Consider the following 16266-nt stretch of genomic DNA (forward strand, 5'->3'; position numbering starts at 1 on the left):
AGCTCCAGGCCAAGTCCGCGCACCACCCGAAATCGTGCAGGCGCGCACTTAATCACCAAACTTCGGCGAAATCAACTTCACACGCTATTTATGGCGCCAAATTGACCGAAATCAGCTTTTTAGGGCGTTCTCTACCCATACAGGCACTTCTTGCAGCATACCTGGCAGAGCCGAAGCGTCGGTGCCCCCCCCCTGCGCCATATCGCTGCGACCACCGCCCTTGCCGCCAATCTTGCCAGCAGCAAAACGCATCAAGTCTCCCGCCGATAAGCGGTCGGTGAGGTCTTTAGTCACTGCCGCAACCAGGGCAACCTTTTCCTCTCCCGGCGCCGCCAGCAATACAACTCCGCTGCCTAATTTGCTCTTCATTTGGTCAGCCAGGTCACGCAAAGATTTAGGGTCGGCGCCGTCGATTGATGTGGCCAACAGTTTAAAGCCCGCAATCTCTATTGCCTGGGCACTGAGGTCTCCACCAGCACCACTAGCCAGCTTAGTCTTGAGTTGCGCAACTTCCTTTTCCAACTTGCGGTTATTGAGCAGTAACTGCTCTACCTTATCTGCAAGAGTGTCCGGGCGCGCCTTGAGGAGAGCCGCAACATGCTCCAGCCGCTGCTCAGCGCGGTCAAATTGTGACAGCGCATGCGCACCGGTGACCGCCTCAATACGTCGCTGGCCGGAGGCGATGCCACTCTCGCTGACAATACGCAAAAGACCAATATCCCCCGTGCGTTTCACGTGAGTGCCACCACACAGCTCTACAGAAAAAGTCCTGCCCTCTACAGCGCCCATAGAGAGAACGCGCACTGTATCGCCATACTTTTCACCGAACAGTGCCATGGCACCCATTTCTTTGGCTGACTCAATGTCTGTCTCGCAGGTATCAACCGGTGTGTTCGCGCGAATCTGCGTGTTCACCAGGGATTCGATCGCGTGCAATTGCTTGGCGGTGACCGCTTCCGGGTGGGAGAAGTCAAAACGCAAACGCTCGGAATCCACCAATGAGCCCTTCTGGGTTACGTGCTCGCCAAGCACTTTGCGCAGAGCGGCGTGTAGCAAGTGAGTCGCAGAGTGATTCAATGCCGTTGCCTGGCGCACATCCGCTGACACCTCAGCAGTGAGCCGCTCACCAACAACTACTGTTCCCTGCAGCAGCTTGCCGGTATGTAAATGATGACTGCCCTGCTTGGTGCAATCACGCACCTCAAAACGGCCCGATGCGGCCTTTAGATAACCGCTATCGCCAACCTGACCACCTGACTCAGCGTAAAATGGCGTACGATCGAGGATTACCACGCCTTCTTCCCCATTCTCCAGACGCTCAACCTGATCTCCGTCTTTGAGAATCGCGGTTACTGTGCCTTCTGCTTCGGTGGTTTCGTATCCAAGGAACTCCGTGGCACCTTGCAGATCCAAAGCTTCGGTATAATCCTGCTTAAATTTACCGGCGGCACGGGCCCGCTCACGTTGAGCTTCCATGGCGGCTTCATAACCCGCCATATCCAGAGATAGGCCGCGCTCGCGGGCGATGTCCTGGGTTAGATCTGTAGGAAAACCGTAGGTATCGTGTAAGGTGAATACCAACTCACCCGGCACCTCACTCCCCTCGAGAGTGCTCAATGCACTCTCAAGCAAAGCCATACCTTTATCCAAGGTCTTGGCGAATTGCTCCTCCTCTTTGCGCAGTGCCTGCTCAATCAGCGACTGCTTCTCACGCAATTCTGGATAGGCCTCTCCCATCTGCTCTACTAGAGCGCTCACTAACTTAAAGAAGAAGACTTCTTTGTGGCCCAACTTGTGCCCATGACGCACTGCCCGGCGAATAATACGACGCAGTACAAAACCACGACCTTCATTGGAAGGCATAACACCATCGGCAATCAAGAAGGAGCAAGAGCGAATATGATCAGCGATCACACGCAGAGACTTTTCCTCTAGGTTATCGCAACCAACAATGCTACTGGCTGCTCGTAACAACGCCTGGAACAGGTCAATTTCATAATTTGAGTGCACGCCCTGCATAACAGCGGCGATACGCTCCAGCCCCATCCCGGTATCGACAGAGGGTTTAGGCAGCGGGTGCAGCTCGCCGTCCGCCGTGCGCTCGTACTGCATAAATACCAGGTTCCAAATCTCGATATAGCGATCGAGATCGTCGTTGTCGGAACCAGGAGGGCCACCGGGTACATCTTCGCCGTGGTCAAAGAAAATTTCTGAACTGGGACCACAGGGGCCGGTATCACCCATTTGCCAGAAATTATCCTCATCAAGACGGGAGAAGCGCTCAGGGCTCACCCCAACTTCCTTTTGCCAAATATCGGCTGCTTCATCATCGCTGATATGCACGGTTACCCACAGGCGCTCTTCTGGCAAGTTCAGCACCTTGGTGAGGAAGTCCCAGGCAAAACGGATGGCATCGCGCTTAAAGTAATCACCGAAGCTGAAATTACCCAGCATCTCGAAGAATGTGTGGTGGCGCGCGGTATAACCTACATTTTCCAGGTCATTATGCTTACCCCCAGCACGCACGCAGCGCTGCGAACTAGTGGCCCGGTTGTAGGGACGCTTTTCCTGACCGAGGAAGGTGTCCTTAAACTGCACCATGCCGGCGTTGGTGAATAGCAGGGTCGGGTCATTGCCCGGAATCAAGGAGCTTGACGGCACCACAGTGTGGCCCTGTTCGGCAAAGTAATTCAGAAAGGCGTCGCGAATCTGTGCGCTTTTCATCCGGCGTAATTCCACTTCGTTAGTTGAGAGTTATTGAATGACACCGGTGACGCGGTGTCTCGTCTGTCCCGCTACTGTGCAAGCCCCTGCTCGGGCATGGTTTGTTGAGCCAGTAGATGGACATGCAGGTGAAATACGGTCTGCCCCGCGCTTCGACCATTGTTGACGACAAGTCGAAATCCCTCTAATCCCAGCTTTCTGCCAAGTTCAGCGGCCACCCACATCAAATGGCCGAGCAGAGCCTTGTCATCGCTATTGGCGTCAAACAAGTTAACCAGGGGTTTACGCGGGATAATGAGGAGATGGGTCGGGGCTTGTGGCGCCCGATCCTCAATAACGATACAAAGATCGTCCTCGTAGATTTTCTCGTTCGCTATTTCGCCCGAGATAATTCGACTGAAAACGCTGGGTTCACCCATTGGTTTATTTTTCCAGCTTTTCCTCAGCAGTCAGCTGACGCGCCTCGGATTCCAGCATCACCGGGATGCCGTCTTTTATTGGATAGGCCAGACCGCTAGCTTTACACACCAGCTCCTGGGTCTCCTCACGGTACTCAAGCGGCGCCTTGCTTACCGGACACACTAACAGGCTCAGTAACTTCTTATCCATGTTCCACCCCACTATTTCCCCCTGGCGTAACAAGCAGGGGGCAAAAATGACCGCGTATCATACAATGCTTCATAGGGTTTTTCACGGCATTCGCCAAGGGTTACAACCAGCATGGTTGTCTGCCCCTTGTTTTTATCAAGAGACGACAGACCCCGCCTGCGGTTCGTAGGATTTTAAATGACCAAGCAGCAGATCACGTGCTAAACGCCCCTCTTCGACCTCATTAAAAAGCTCGTGATAAGCCTTGGGAAAGCAGTGCAGCATTTTGCCGGCCGAGCCCATCCGCCCAAACCACTCACGACTCACTCCAACATCCACCAGCCGATCGGATTCCGGCAGTAACATCAGGCAAGGCACCAGTAATCGCTCCAGATTAGTGGAGAGAAACTCCCGCTCGCGCAGAAATGTCTCAAACCAGCGCAGTGAAACCCCTCGATGCGTTAGCTCATCCTCACGGTAAGCTTCAATTACCGCAGAATCCCGACTCAACCACTGGCTATCTATCCTGCTGGAAAGCACTAGCCCTGGGAACATCTTTGCCAGTATCAGCACCAGCCTCAACTCGAGTCCCGAAGGCTCCTTAGCCCCGCGGAAACCCGGTGCTGATAGGATGAGGCTATCTACTGCCCCGTAGCGAACGGCACTGCCACAAGCGACCACTGCCCCCATACTATGCCCTAACAGATGCAGCCGTGTGCCGGGGTTACCACTTTTGACCAGGCAGATAAATTCATAGAGGTCCTCGCTATAGAGCGAGAAATCCTCTATGTGCCCCCTCTTCCCCTGGGACAAACCATGACCATAATGGTCCGGCGCATACACACTGAAACCTGCCCGATTAAGATGTGCCGCTAAATTAACGTAACGGCCGCTGTGCTCACCCAGCCCATGGGAAATCACCACAGTTCCCCGCGCGCCTTCAACCCACCAGCGGCGGTAATGCAAACTGATGTTTCTTGTTAAAAATTCCATTGTCGCAGCCCACTTTCCTTATTGTTTTGTCGCGCTTTGGTCACCCCTAACCCTCCCCCTCAAGGCTATCGCGATACTTACCCAACATAGCCAGATGATTCATACATGCTCGCTTAACCAAGGCTCTCTGCGCCATTTCAATATTTTCCAGCTTGCCATGCCAAGTCGCTAACGCCGGCTGTTGCAATGCCCTCCCATAGGAGAAACTCAACTGCCATGGAGCATTGTTAAGCTGGTTAAGGGCATTAAGGTTTTCTGTAGCCTCTTCCGGGCCCTGTCCACCAGAAAGAAAATTGATACTGGGCACTGCGGCAGGCACACTGCGACGCAGGCTGCGCAAAGTGTACTCAGCCACTTCTTGCGGCTCCGCACTAGGCAACTCTGCTCCAGGAGTGACCATGCTCGGCTTGAGCAACATTAATTCCAAAATGACGCCATGGTGATGCAGCGCATGGAAAACGCTATGCCAAACCCGCTCGTTAACAGTCGCGGAGCGTTCGAGACTGTGATTGCCGTCCATTAGCACTTCCGGCTCAACAATGGGCACCACCCCCTCAGACTGGCAAACGGCGGCATACCGAGCCAACATTTCCGCGTTAGCAGTAAGCCCCAACTCAGTGGGGTTGTGAGCACTCACGGGATACACTTCCCGCCACTTGGCAAATCGCGCTCCCTGCGCCTTATATTCCCGCAAGCGTTCGATAAGGCCATCGAGCCCATAGGTGATCATGTCCCCCTCCGCGCCGGGAAGAGGCCCCTTGCCTTTATCAACTTTAATACCCGGTAGAATCCCCTGTGCCGCCGCCACCTCAGGCAAAGGCGTACCACCTCTATCACTCTGACCGAGCGTTTCCTCAAACAGAATGACACCACAAATAAAGTCCCCAAGCCCCTCACTCGACAGCAGGGCCGCACGGTAATCTCGGCGGTTTGTTTCGGTTGATTCCACCCCTACAGCAGAAAAGCGCTTGGCGATAGTTCCGCTGCTCTCATCTGCAGCCAGGATTCCCCGACGACCATCGACCAGAGAATCTATCGTTGCTTTTAACTCATCGTGAACTGTCATAAAAACACCTCCATGTGCCAAAACCCAGTCAAGGATAGACGCTTAAATTAGAATGCTTTGCAGGCTGCAACTGCTCGCTTCCAACCCGTCAGTAGGGAATCCCTTTTTTCTGCTGGCATTCCCGGCAGAAAATCGCGCTCAATCTCCAGCAGACGCTCCGGTAGCTGGTGAAAATGCCAGAGACCACTGCCGATCCCCGCCAATAGCGCCGCGCCGATTGCCGTGGACTCAATCTGTCTGGGGCGCTCTACACGCAGATCGGAAATGTCGGCCTGAAACTGCATCAAGAAATTGTTCGCGCTTGCCCCGCCATCGACACGCATATGGCTGATATCAACCTTTAGAGCCTCTTCCATAAGCCGCGCCAACTCATCACTCTGGTAGGCGATGGACTCAAGAGTGGCGCGAACCACTTCAGCCCGCCCCGCACCCCGGCTCAAGCCACACAAAGTTCCCCGCGCCGATGAATCCCAGTGTGGTGCACCCAGGCCGCTAAACGCCGGCACTAAATACACTCCGCGGGTATTGGGAATGCTCTGCGCAATAATCTCGCTATCGACAGCCCGCTGAATCAATCCCATTTCATCACGCAGCCACTGTATTGCTGAACCCGCGGTAAATACTGAGCCCTCAACCGCATAGCCTGGTAATCCATGGGGGTCACAAGCGATTGTGGCCAGCAGGCCGCGAGGCGGTTCAGGGCGTTTTTCGCCGGCATAGGCCAGCATAAAGCAGCCAGTGCCATAGGTATTTTTGAGATCTCCTGGGTTCGTACAGCCTTGCCCAAACAGCGCCGCCTGCTGATCTCCAGCCACCCCACAAATAGGTGCACTGACGCCAGCAAAAGCTGCTGGATCCGTATCGACAAAATATCCGGCAGACGACCTGATTTCTGGCAGAATCGACTCAGGGCACTCAAAAAGAGCCAGCAACTCTGGATCCCAGCTTTTCTCCTCCAAGTTATAAAGTAGGGTGCGACTGGCGTTAGTATGATCAGTCATGTGCGCGCGGGCACCGCTCATCTTCCAGATCAACCAGCTGTCTACCGTGCCAAAACACAGCTCCCCCTTGCGAGCACGGGCCTGTAGATCCGGCTGCTCTCGAAATAGCCACAGCAGCTTACTGGCAGAAAAGTACGCGTCCAATAGTAGTCCGCTGCGTGCGCGCAGCCATTCGGACTTTCCTTCTGTGGCAAACTGCGCACAAATATTTGCTGAGCGCCGACACTGCCAGACAATTGCCCTATGCACTGGCTCGCCTGTGTGGCGATCCCACAGGATCGTTGTCTCTCTTTGGTTAGTGATACCAACCGATTTGATTTCGGATGCATAAACATCAGCACGCTGCAGGGCAGCCGTGCAGACACGTTGGGTGACTTGCCAGATTTCCTCAGCATCCTGCTCGACCCATCCAGGCTCTGGATAATAATTGGGGATCTCTGAGTAACTGCGCCCCACCAGGGTACCGCTACTATCAAAAACGAAAGCCGTGGTGCCTGTAGTGCCCTGATCAATAGACAGGATCATAAAGTCTCTCGCGCTTATTATTCTTTCTCTCATTACCCTAAGCCTGAGGGAAAGCATTACCTTTGCGCCTCAAGCAAGCATGAGAGTATAAGCGTGATTACTCTTCGTCCAGCGCCCAGCTAATAGCATCTGAAGAGAAACCGCGGTAAGACAGGTAGCGTTGGCGACGTGCGCGCTCCTTCAGTTGCTGTTCCCGCGGCAACGCCAAATCAATTGACGAGCGATATTTGCGCTGTAGCTGCTCATGGGCCAGGGAAAACCAGTCCACCTCTAACTGCTCTAAGACCTGGGATAAAAGCTCTGCGGAAATGCCGCGCTGTTGTAATTCCAGGCGGATACGCAAGGGCCCCTGACCACGCTGAACACGAGAACGGGCAAAAACTTCGGCAAAGCGCTGATCAGACTGGTAGTTGAGCTCTTGCAAGCGCGCGAATAGCGCATCGAAGTCGGCATCGGGGAACTTACCCACCAGCTTCCGCCTCAATTCCAAACGGGAGTGCTCGCGGCGGGTAAGCAGCTCAAGCGCCGCGCCGAAAAGCGCTTGAGCGGGGTCGGCGGTGAAAGCCGCCTTAGAGGAAAAAGACACTTACTCTTGGGGCAGTTCGGCAGCCTCTTCAGGGCTGGCCGGAACCAGATCGCCTAACAGCTGTGCGCGCAGCTGAGCCTCAATTTCATTGCGGATATCGGGGTTATCACGCAGGAACTTGGTAGCATTGGCCTTACCCTGACCAATCTTATCACCCTTGTAGCTATACCAAGCGCCCGCCTTATCAACCAAGCCCAGCTTCACACCGTAGTCGACAACCTCACCAATCATATTGATGCCTTCGCCGTACATGATCTGAAATTCAGTCTGTTTAAAGGGCGGAGCCACCTTGTTCTTCACCACTTTCACGCGGGTCTCGTTACCCACTACTTCATCGCCATCTTTTACCGAGCCGATGCGACGGATATCCAAACGCACGGAGGAGTAGAACTTAAGAGCATTACCACCGGTAGTGGTTTCCGGGGAGCCGAACATTACACCGATCTTCATACGAATCTGGTTGATAAAGATCGCTAAGGTATTGGTGTTCTTGATATTGCCGGTCAACTTACGCAGTGCCTGGGACATCAGACGAGCCTGCAAACCTACGTGGGAATCTCCCATCTCTCCTTCAATTTCAGCGCGCGGTGTCAAGGCTGCAACGGAGTCCACAACCAATACATCCACAGCACCGGAACGCACCAGCATATCTGCCACTTCCAAGGCCTGCTCGCCGGTATCTGGCTGGGAGACGATCAACTCATCAACATTTACACCGAGCTTCTCGGCATAAATGGGATCTAGGGCGTGTTCTGCATCCACGAAAGCACAGGTACCGCCTTTGCGCTGGGCCTCGGCGATCACTTGCAGGGTCAGAGTGGTTTTACCAGAGGATTCCGGGCCATAGATCTCAACGATACGGCCGCGGGGCAGGCCGCCTATCCCCAGCGCCACATCCAGGCCGAGAGAGCCAGTGGAGATTGCGGGGATACGCTCGCGCTCCTTATCCCCCATACGCATCACTGTGCCCTTGCCAAACTGGCGTTCGATCTGCGACAGCGCCGCTTTCAATGCCTTGTCTTTATTGGAATCCATGACCGTTCCCGTATATCTGAGCTGTGTTGAGTGGGGCAAGCTTATCGAAGGATTACTGTATAGGCAACCAGTAATTCCAGCGCAATCAGTACCAATCTTCCCAACACGGTTACACCGCTCTCAATTCTGCACAACCCCGCTATCACACCAGTAAACTGACCAGGTAGATCACCTTTAAACAGGGTGTTCCTCCAAGATCTTCAGCATCCCTTTGAGAGCCTCCAGCACCGTTTGTGCCTGAACTGTGGCCCGATCCCCTTTAAAGTGGAAACACCGAGCATCAATCTGAACCGGTTCCTGCCCTTCCGCATGAGCCCAGGCAATCCACACAGTACCGACTGGTTTCTCTTCGGTACCGCCACTGGGACCAGCAATACCGCTTACCGCCACGGACAGGTTGGCATCCATCATAGCCAGCACTCCACAAGCCATTTGCCGGGCAACTGGCTCGCTGACCGCACCAAACTGTTTTAGGTCCTTCGCATCCACCCCTAACACACTGTGCTTGATGCGATTGGCATAACTAACGACTGAACCATCAAACCAATTGGACGCATTGGGAATAGAAGTGATCGCCGCGGCAATCGCACCACCAGTGCAGGACTCCGCAGAGGTTACAAACCAACAGCGCGTTATCAATTCCTCACCAAGCTGCTGTGCCAAACTTAATATCTCGCCATGATCAGCCATTTTTCTACCCACGTATCATTTCTCAAGGTACTCACTCGCCAGGAGCAACCCGCACATCACCTAATATTATGCCAACTGAACGCAACCTCCACTAACAAGACCGCCATCCGCTGCACCAAGCAATGACGTATAGCCATCCATAGACCTACAAGCAGCAAACGAAAATAACATTACCCTGCCAGCCTTAAAATTACTGAAGCGGTACTACAGCCTCTGTAGATGCAAAAAACTACCTCCCTTTAATCAAGACATAACTACCCACAAAAAAGATGTAGCTCTTCTAGTCCGGCACGCCCAACACATAAACATCCTCATAGGTTATAAAAGTGCGGAAAATATAGCTACAGGACAAAGAAAAATGCATGGTACTAACCTCGTGCGATAAGCAGGACTGAGCACGCGATAAAGGGGGAAAGCACTCACCCAAGAATAACCCGCTATTTGTTAGGCTTTATTCGTCGATAAAAAAATCAACGATACCCCTTTGATAGCCAAAAAAGAATAAAAAGCTATGCTAATAAAACAATCAGTGATGGTTATGACTATCCTGGGAAGCTGCGCTTCTCCATTAATCAACGCAAAAACTTTAATCTGGGAAGATAATTTTGATGGAAACAGTATTAATAAATCCGTCTGGACTTACGATGTAGGCAGCTGGGGCTGGGGCAATAACGAACTACAAGATTACACGGACAATAGTAATAACGCCTATATTGAAGAGGGTAATCTGGTTATTCAGGCACAACGCAATACTGATGGCAGTTTTACATCTGCCCGCCTGAAAACGATTGGCCGATTCTCTTATCGATACGGTACGATTGAAGCCCGCATCAAGCTACCTGACCTTAACGCCGGTCTCTGGCCGGCTTTTTGGCAGCTCGGTAATAACTATGGGCAGGTCGGCTGGCCCGCATGCGGTGAACTGGATATTCTCGAAGCCGGCATGGCCGAGGCGCTCGAAAGCGGCAGTGTCAATTCAACGATTTCCAGTGCCTTCCACTGGCATCACGAGTCCGATGAATACACAGGACAAGCGGATTACGGTCAAAATAAAAACCTCATCAAAGATTTTGGCTACAGTAGGGATTTAACCGAGGATTACCATATCTTTGGTATGACTTGGACACCCGACCGTATTACGATGTGGGTGGACGATGAAGCCAACGAAATTATCAGCATTGGCAGTGAAGACCCGGCGTTTGATGAGTTTCGTCAAGAGCACTTCCTGATACTCAACCTCGCTGTGGGCGGTATTTTCCCACAGATTTTTAGCAATGAAGAAATCACTGCACCGATGCCCGCCAAAATGTATGTGGATTATATCCGTATCTATGATAACGACGATAATAACTACAACACAGAAATCACCCTGGCCGAAGACAAGGCAAAATTCGGCAACCTAAGCATCTACGGTGACGGTGAAGATATCTCTGAGTCTTTGCAGCTTGACACCGATACCGAACTCTATATCTGGAACAATATGGAATCCACCGCAAGTGTTGATGACAATGAGGCCTTGGAATTTAATATTGACGCTGGCGATTGGTTTGGCATGGGTTTTTGGATGCACTACGACCTAAATATGATGCACTATCAAAATGGTCACTTAAACTTACGTATCAAGACCAGCAGCACTGAAACGATTGGTATTGGTATCGCCAGCACTGGCAGTGGTAGCGATAGTTGGGTTGATTTAGTCGATGGCGGTGAAGACTATGGGTTAAAACGCGATGGACAATGGCACTTGGTCAGTATTCCGCTAAGCAAATATACTGTGGACTTCCACACCATTAGCCAGGCCATAATGGTTCGTGGTGACGCACCTGCAGAGGGGTTCACCTTGGCCATTGATGACATTTACTTCAGTGAGGGAGAGGCAAAGACTATCCCCGCTGGCATTTTTTCCGTATACAGTGAAACGCTCGAAGCCGATTCGACTTTTAAGCTGGGTAGCGATGGCAATTTATTCGTGTGGGAAAACACCCTGCTGGAAGTCTCTCAATCACCATTCGAAGGCGAAAAGTCCCTCTCCTACCAATCCTCTGGAGCCGGCTGGTTTGGCATGGCGTTTACCGCCAACAGCTACCACGACCTATCCGCTTACGATAACGATAGAGCCACACTAAATTTTTTCCTTAAAACCAGCAGTGACACCCCTTTTAAAGTCGGCATGAAGAGTGGCAGCATCAATAATGTTGAACAAAAGTGGATCGAATTTAACAAAAACCCTAATCCCTATGAATTTGTCCGTGACGGCCAATGGCATCAAATATCCATTCCAGTCAGCGACTTCAGCGATGAAGTGGATATGTCCAACGTGATTCAGTTATTTGAAATATTAGGTGTAGAAGGAGATATCACTAATATTGAGATCGATAACATCTATTTTTCCAGTGAAGCCTCTGGATCTCACTGTCAGCACCCACCCCACAAGTGCCATCCACATCACGGGCGACAGGAGCACCCTAAAAGAAAGTGCAAGCCCTGCAGCCCCCTAAGTGACTTCAGCAATGATCAGCTCTGTAACTATCGACTAGAAGGTCACCAACACCGCTGTCTAGACTCTGCTGGAGAATAACGATGACTGCCACTGGACAATATCCAGTCCCTGTACGGATTAAGTACCCGCGAAAGTCAACACTCAATCAGTGTAAACTGCAACTACCCTACCTAAAAATTAATTGTACCAAACGGAGCACAGCGTACAGATTACCTATTTGAGAAATCAACGCCTTCTGGACGGCCTGGGCAGCATCTTAATGATGATGCCCAGTTTATTATCTGATTGTGAGGAAAATTCTAAAATTTCAATTAATTCGCACAAAAGGGCATATATACTCTGCATTCAACCGTTTAGAAAAATATAAACCAAAAAAACAGCTATCGATAACCCATTGCCGATATGGAGCGCCCTTGATTCAGGTAGATACTATACAGTTCAGCTACAGGGGCTGGCAGCAATTCGGCTTCTACTACCTCGAAGCCCAGCGACAAATAAAAAGACTCTAAGTGGATATAGGGAAAGGTATAGGTATTCCTGTCAAACCTCTTAGCCAGGAGTGTTAGCAATAAACGCGCGACCCCTCGCCCCTGGTACTCAGGGGCCACCGCAACCCCTGCGAGTAATTTAAAAGATTCATATCTACGTAGGTAGCCACAGCCGATCACCTCACCCCGCTCGTTACGCACGACTGCACAATCTTCATGTCGCTTGGCTTTGCCACGAAATCCATGTATGCGATAGAATTTGTTGGCTAGCGGAATCTCAATATCTGCCAGCCATTGAACCTTATAAGAAGGCTGCGTAACTCCCATAAATCTGCCTGTACTCAGTAGTCGAAAAATGCCCAGAGAAACCTGCAATACTTGCCTGCGCCCACCCAATGTTTGCTATTGCAGCGCATTGGTTAGCCTAACAAGCACCATAAAAGTGGTGATCATACAGCACCCGCAGGAGGAGAAGCACCCATTCAATACAGGACGTATGGCACACCTATGCCTGAGTAACAGCGAAATGATGATAGCCGAGAGCCTATCGACCCATCAGCTAAATACTTTGCTTTGCACGCCCTCCGCCCTACTCTACCCATCCCTGGAATGGTTACCTGACAGTGGCGAGCTGAACTCTAATAATCACCAATCTGATAAAACTTCAAGTAAACAAGCACCTGTTAAGCAGCTGATCGTGCTAGATGCAACCTGGAAGAAATCCAAAAAAATTCTCCACCTCAATCCTCAATTGCAACGTCTTCCACGGATCAATCTTGGTGGGGGCCTAAAATCAAATTATACAATTCGAAAAACTTCTGTAGCGGACGGGCTATCGACAATTGAAAGTATCGCCATGGCAATGCAATTGCTAGAGGGGAATAACAATTTTTTAAAATTGTTAGCGCCATTTGAAAAAATGGTTGAGCTGCAACAGAAGAGCTTTACATTTGAACCCGCGTGAATAACCAAACCCATGTTAAATTTCGTATTAGGCCTAAACCTAACTATACAGGGTGTCTACTAAACGTGGGTAAGTCTTACACCTTACGCCGCGCTCTGGGGCAAACCGAAGCACAGCGTAGGTTTGTCCCTGGCAGTGCCTGTTAGGCCACACCGCTCTGACTATAAATTGAATACTCGGCATGCGTTACCACTCAAGAAAAGCTCCTCCACATCTTCTCCCAACGCCAGCTCTGGAAGATTCTCGAGCGCTTTGGCGGGCATGATCATTGGGTAATTTGTGCCGAAGAGAACTTTGTTGTGGCCATGTCCTCGCATAAACTCGACTAGAGGCTGTGGGTATCTCTTAGCGGTGTAAGCTGACGTGTCGATGTATACGTTTTCGTGCTTTGTAGCCACCGCAATAGCCTCATCTGTCCAAGGGTAGCCAATGTGACCACCGACGATTTTTAGCTCGGGAAAATCCAGGGCCACCTGATCTAGGTAGATAGGTCGACCAACCTCCGACGGCATGAGCGGCCCGGTGTGACCAATCTGGGTGCAGAACGGAACACCAAGATCACAGCATGCTGTGTACACGGGATAAAACCGACGATCAATCGGCGGCACCTCCCAAATCCAGGGCAAAACCCGAATCGCTTTGAAACCTAGCTCGTTTACGCAACGTCGGATCTCTCGAACAGCCTCCATCGGCTTCGAGATGTCCACTGACCCCACGCCAACCAACCTGTCAGGTGCCTTAGCCACGAAACCTGCGACTTCATCATTGGAGATCATGACATTTCGGGGAGCAACCCAAGCCGATATCAGGCTGCGATCCACACCACCTTGATCCATCATTCCGAGAGTCATCTCTATCGGGATTTCTGTTGTCGGCATAGGCATCTTCGTCCACCTGCGTAGCGACTTGAAGACTGGATCTTGCGAGTGCCGTAATGTTGGGTGCTGTGCCCAAGCATCAACAATCATCTACATTTCTCCTTTGCTGCATAACGCCGCACTAAGCGGCAAAACATTGTTGACTAAAATAGTGAACGTAGTGAACAACAGCCAGCTGTTTTTTGTCCGTTCTTGAGTGCTTTGTTATGTTTTACTACACTGTTTTATCAATTGAAAAAACTTACTAGCCAGTCGAACGTCAAAACGCTTGTAAAAACTTTCAAACCTACAAGGCCAACAAACAGAACTATTAAGGCTACTTTAAGTTTTTTACTTTTGATGTTATTCCAGAATAATAACTTAGCCTTAAATTCACTTTTTAACTCGGCTATATCTTCTTTCACACTAAATCCCTTTAGCCATCACAAATTTAAAATTGAAGCTAAGAATCAATAAAAACATAACGCCCGAAACAGCGTTGGGCGTCCCGCGGAGGCCCGAAGGGGCGGAGCATCCTGCTTGCGTTTGGTATGAATTTAGCACGCCACTTCACGAATCTCTTCAATTGCAGGTAACCCAGAAAAAATGCCGACTAGCCCAGACACATAGGTAGTCTTACCAATACACCCTTCCATCTCGGAGTGAACCCTGCCATTTCTAATTGCTGTGTCGGAGAATAACAGTAAACTCAATACGCTAGCTGGAGGCCGTGTCTGTAAATTAACATGATCTTTTGATGGAATTAATACTAAAACATTGCCTCTGGATGGTTTGTACATATAACCGACAACTTGAACATGATTGCCATAGTAACTTTCAAACATACCGACAACCATAGGCACATCTCCTCGCATGAACCCGCCGGACGGCTTATTACTACAAGCGGTCAGCCCCAAGAGAACTAGAAGTAGTATTGATTTAGTATTTCTCATGAATTCATAAGCTGTGGTTTGGGGCTGACATGGAGCGCCAGCGGAATGGCAGTCCCAGCCGAAGGCGACAACACCGCCTTGTTATGTGAAATTAAGGCTAATCTTGAAAATCCCATGAAATTTCCTTTTTAAATAGAGCAATAGTTTGCTCTACTAGCTCTAAATCGAGATCCTTTTTGTAAAGAGTAACTTCTCTAGTTTTTTTGGAGTCATCACGAAAAACCTCCAACACCATATCCTTTCCGGTGTATACCTCTACACCGATGCCATCCCTATCACCACCGACATCACTAGCTATTATGTACTTTTCAATTTTGGGGAATTCTTTGCTCATACTCTGGAACTACGTTTTCACTTAACGCCGCATTCAGGTACGCCGTAGGCGTCACCTTGAATGCTTTGTTAGCTGCGTGCTGGTTGATGGAACTCTATAACATTGCCATCTGGATCTCTTATAAAGAAAAACTGAGCACCGTTGTATTCGGCTTCACCTGTTAAAGGAAAACCCAGAGCTTCGACGTTACTTTTGGCTGAATCATAGTCTGTTATTTCTAAAGCGATGTGCGTATAGCCTGGATATTTCATATCACCTTCCATTAGCACATTTTTCCTTGGTGCACCCTTTGAAGCATTAAGGATCAAGTTGATGTTAACTCCTGATGGATGCTCAACTATAGCTACTGGCTCAGGGCCAACTGGGCCAACTGGGCCAACTATAAACTCAAAACCTAGCTTGCCATAGAATTCACGAGAGACATCCAAATCTCTAACCCTCAATCCTACATGATTAATTCTGGTTATATCTTTCATCATCGTCCCTTGATATTGAGTGTAAATGATTCGGAGCAGCTAACGCCGCCGGCAGGGGCAGCTTACCTTGTACACATTTTGCGCGACAATGGGAGCGCAGCGACCTGTGCAAAACTTGCACAAGGTAAGCTGTCCCGCGGAGGGCCGAAGGCCCGGAGTGAACTTGAGTAACTTGTTAGTGGCTTAACCCTCCGGCGGCAACATATTACCAAACAAAGCCATTAAACTTAGCAAAACAAAGATAACCCACCAGACTATGTAAGCCCCTCTAGTAAATTTCTTTTTCCCGCGGCGAAAAATGGCAAGAGGTATACCTACTATTGCAAAAGCAATTAGAACATTGGTTATGGCACGGCCAAAAACAAATCCTATGTCATATGCTGAAGGTCCTTCGTTAGTTGCAATTAGGCTGGCAGTAAAATAATTGAATGCCAAGCTCACAAGAAGCATTACCAACGTATTTATATTTAGTTTGTTATTCATTGT

18 protein-coding genes are annotated in these 16266 nt (G+C 50.3%); 2 read left to right on the forward strand and 16 right to left on the reverse strand.

Features of this window, described 5'->3' with window-relative positions:
• Positions 1–111 precede the first annotated feature (111 nt).
• From alaS to ACJJIJ_RS12275, 9 genes are all read right to left on the reverse strand, one after another.
• Positions 112–2724, reverse strand: coding sequence for an alanine--tRNA ligase (gene alaS / locus ACJJIJ_RS12235; RefSeq protein WP_444937520.1), 2613 nt, complete (start codon positions 2722–2724; stop codon positions 112–114).
• A 71-nt stretch (positions 2725–2795) separates the two neighbouring features.
• Positions 2796–3143: a histidine triad nucleotide-binding protein gene (locus tag ACJJIJ_RS12240; RefSeq protein ID WP_252082765.1), complete on the reverse strand. Its 348-nt coding sequence runs from the start codon at positions 3141–3143 to the stop codon at positions 2796–2798.
• Positions 3144–3147: 4 nt separating this feature from the next.
• Positions 3148–3333 carry a Trm112 family protein gene (locus ACJJIJ_RS12245; RefSeq protein WP_152452364.1) on the reverse strand — a complete coding sequence of 62 codons (186 nt, stop codon included), beginning with the start codon at positions 3331–3333 and terminating at the stop codon, positions 3148–3150.
• Between the two features lie 135 nt (positions 3334–3468).
• Positions 3469–4305 (reverse strand): alpha/beta hydrolase, encoded by an 837-nt coding sequence (locus ACJJIJ_RS12250; protein WP_252082767.1) that lies wholly within the window; start codon positions 4303–4305, stop codon positions 3469–3471.
• A 46-nt stretch (positions 4306–4351) separates the two neighbouring features.
• Positions 4352–5371 (reverse strand): class I fructose-bisphosphate aldolase, encoded by a 1020-nt coding sequence (locus ACJJIJ_RS12255; protein WP_444937521.1) that lies wholly within the window; start codon positions 5369–5371, stop codon positions 4352–4354.
• A gap of 47 nt (positions 5372–5418) precedes the next feature.
• On the reverse strand, positions 5419–6897 hold the full coding sequence (gene glpK / locus ACJJIJ_RS12260; protein WP_444889700.1) for a glycerol kinase GlpK: 1479 nt from the start codon (positions 6895–6897) through the stop codon (positions 5419–5421).
• A 97-nt stretch (positions 6898–6994) separates the two neighbouring features.
• Complete coding sequence (locus ACJJIJ_RS12265) at positions 6995–7483, reverse strand: regulatory protein RecX (protein WP_252082773.1); 489 nt, start codon at positions 7481–7483, stop codon at positions 6995–6997.
• The gene (recA, locus tag ACJJIJ_RS12270) at positions 7484–8518 is read right to left on the reverse strand and encodes a recombinase RecA (protein ID WP_252082775.1); all 1035 of its coding nucleotides are present in this window, start codon (positions 8516–8518) and stop codon (positions 7484–7486) included.
• Positions 8519–8692: 174 nt separating this feature from the next.
• Positions 8693–9208, reverse strand: coding sequence for a CinA family protein (locus tag ACJJIJ_RS12275; protein ID WP_444923127.1), 516 nt, complete (start codon positions 9206–9208; stop codon positions 8693–8695).
• 511 nt (positions 9209–9719) lie between these two features.
• Between ACJJIJ_RS12275 and ACJJIJ_RS12280 the strand changes: the two genes are divergently transcribed.
• A complete protein-coding gene (locus ACJJIJ_RS12280) occupies positions 9720–11786 on the forward strand; it encodes a glycoside hydrolase family 16 protein (RefSeq protein ID WP_444937522.1) in 2067 nt (688 codons plus the stop codon).
• A gap of 302 nt (positions 11787–12088) precedes the next feature.
• Here ACJJIJ_RS12280 and ACJJIJ_RS12285 read toward each other — a convergent pair whose 3' ends face one another.
• On the reverse strand, positions 12089–12523 hold the full coding sequence (locus tag ACJJIJ_RS12285) for a GNAT family N-acetyltransferase (protein ID WP_444937523.1): 435 nt from the start codon (positions 12521–12523) through the stop codon (positions 12089–12091).
• Positions 12524–12551: 28 nt separating this feature from the next.
• On the opposite strand from ACJJIJ_RS12285, the gene ACJJIJ_RS12290 reads away from it, so the two are divergent.
• Positions 12552–13160, forward strand: a complete 609-nt coding sequence (locus ACJJIJ_RS12290; protein ID WP_444937524.1) for a tRNA-uridine aminocarboxypropyltransferase — start codon at positions 12552–12554, stop codon at positions 13158–13160.
• Between the two features lie 161 nt (positions 13161–13321).
• On the opposite strand, the gene ACJJIJ_RS12295 is transcribed toward ACJJIJ_RS12290, so the two are convergent.
• From ACJJIJ_RS12295 to ACJJIJ_RS12320, 6 genes are all read right to left on the reverse strand, one after another.
• On the reverse strand, positions 13322–14128 hold the full coding sequence (locus ACJJIJ_RS12295; RefSeq protein ID WP_444937525.1) for an amidohydrolase family protein: 807 nt from the start codon (positions 14126–14128) through the stop codon (positions 13322–13324).
• 137 nt (positions 14129–14265) lie between these two features.
• A complete protein-coding gene (locus tag ACJJIJ_RS12300) occupies positions 14266–14442 on the reverse strand; it encodes a hypothetical protein (RefSeq protein WP_444937526.1) in 177 nt (58 codons plus the stop codon).
• 132 nt (positions 14443–14574) lie between these two features.
• Positions 14575–14874 carry a hypothetical protein gene (locus ACJJIJ_RS12305; protein WP_444937527.1) on the reverse strand — a complete coding sequence of 100 codons (300 nt, stop codon included), beginning with the start codon at positions 14872–14874 and terminating at the stop codon, positions 14575–14577.
• A gap of 193 nt (positions 14875–15067) precedes the next feature.
• Complete coding sequence (locus ACJJIJ_RS12310) at positions 15068–15304, reverse strand: hypothetical protein (RefSeq protein ID WP_444937528.1); 237 nt, start codon at positions 15302–15304, stop codon at positions 15068–15070.
• 68 nt (positions 15305–15372) lie between these two features.
• Positions 15373–15780 carry a VOC family protein gene (locus ACJJIJ_RS12315; RefSeq protein WP_444937529.1) on the reverse strand — a complete coding sequence of 136 codons (408 nt, stop codon included), beginning with the start codon at positions 15778–15780 and terminating at the stop codon, positions 15373–15375.
• A 183-nt stretch (positions 15781–15963) separates the two neighbouring features.
• On the reverse strand, positions 15964–16263 hold the full coding sequence (locus ACJJIJ_RS12320) for a hypothetical protein (RefSeq protein ID WP_252082788.1): 300 nt from the start codon (positions 16261–16263) through the stop codon (positions 15964–15966).
• Positions 16264–16266 lie beyond the last annotated feature (3 nt).

The organism is Microbulbifer mixtoriginis (SeqCode), assembly GCF_052467945.1.

Bases quoted from the DNA above. Each gene is read 5' to 3' on its own strand.
- alaS (WP_444937520.1), bottom strand. From the start codon at position 2,724: ATGAAAAGCGCACAGATTCGCGACGCCTTTCTGAATTACTTTGCCGAA.
- ACJJIJ_RS12240 (WP_252082765.1), bottom strand. From the start codon at position 3,143: ATGGGTGAACCCAGCGTTTTCAGTCGAATTATCTCGGGCGAAATAGCG.
- ACJJIJ_RS12245 (WP_152452364.1), bottom strand. From the start codon at position 3,333: ATGGATAAGAAGTTACTGAGCCTGTTAGTGTGTCCGGTAAGCAAGGCG.
- ACJJIJ_RS12250 (WP_252082767.1), bottom strand. From the start codon at position 4,305: ATGGAATTTTTAACAAGAAACATCAGTTTGCATTACCGCCGCTGGTGG.
- ACJJIJ_RS12255 (WP_444937521.1), bottom strand. From the start codon at position 5,371: ATGACAGTTCACGATGAGTTAAAAGCAACGATAGATTCTCTGGTCGAT.
- glpK (WP_444889700.1), bottom strand. From the start codon at position 6,897: ATGATCCTGTCTATTGATCAGGGCACTACAGGCACCACGGCTTTCGTT.
- recA (WP_252082775.1), bottom strand. From the start codon at position 8,518: ATGGATTCCAATAAAGACAAGGCATTGAAAGCGGCGCTGTCGCAGATC.
- ACJJIJ_RS12275 (WP_444923127.1), bottom strand. From the start codon at position 9,208: ATGGCTGATCATGGCGAGATATTAAGTTTGGCACAGCAGCTTGGTGAG.
- ACJJIJ_RS12280 (WP_444937522.1), top strand. From the start codon at position 9,720: ATGCTAATAAAACAATCAGTGATGGTTATGACTATCCTGGGAAGCTGC.
- ACJJIJ_RS12285 (WP_444937523.1), bottom strand. From the start codon at position 12,523: ATGGGAGTTACGCAGCCTTCTTATAAGGTTCAATGGCTGGCAGATATT.
- ACJJIJ_RS12290 (WP_444937524.1), top strand. From the start codon at position 12,552: ATGCCCAGAGAAACCTGCAATACTTGCCTGCGCCCACCCAATGTTTGC.
- ACJJIJ_RS12295 (WP_444937525.1), bottom strand. From the start codon at position 14,128: ATGATTGTTGATGCTTGGGCACAGCACCCAACATTACGGCACTCGCAA.
- ACJJIJ_RS12305 (WP_444937527.1), bottom strand. From the start codon at position 14,874: ATGGTTGTCGGTATGTTTGAAAGTTACTATGGCAATCATGTTCAAGTT.
- ACJJIJ_RS12310 (WP_444937528.1), bottom strand. From the start codon at position 15,304: ATGAGCAAAGAATTCCCCAAAATTGAAAAGTACATAATAGCTAGTGAT.
- ACJJIJ_RS12315 (WP_444937529.1), bottom strand. From the start codon at position 15,780: ATGAAAGATATAACCAGAATTAATCATGTAGGATTGAGGGTTAGAGAT.
- ACJJIJ_RS12320 (WP_252082788.1), bottom strand. From the start codon at position 16,263: ATGAATAACAAACTAAATATAAATACGTTGGTAATGCTTCTTGTGAGC.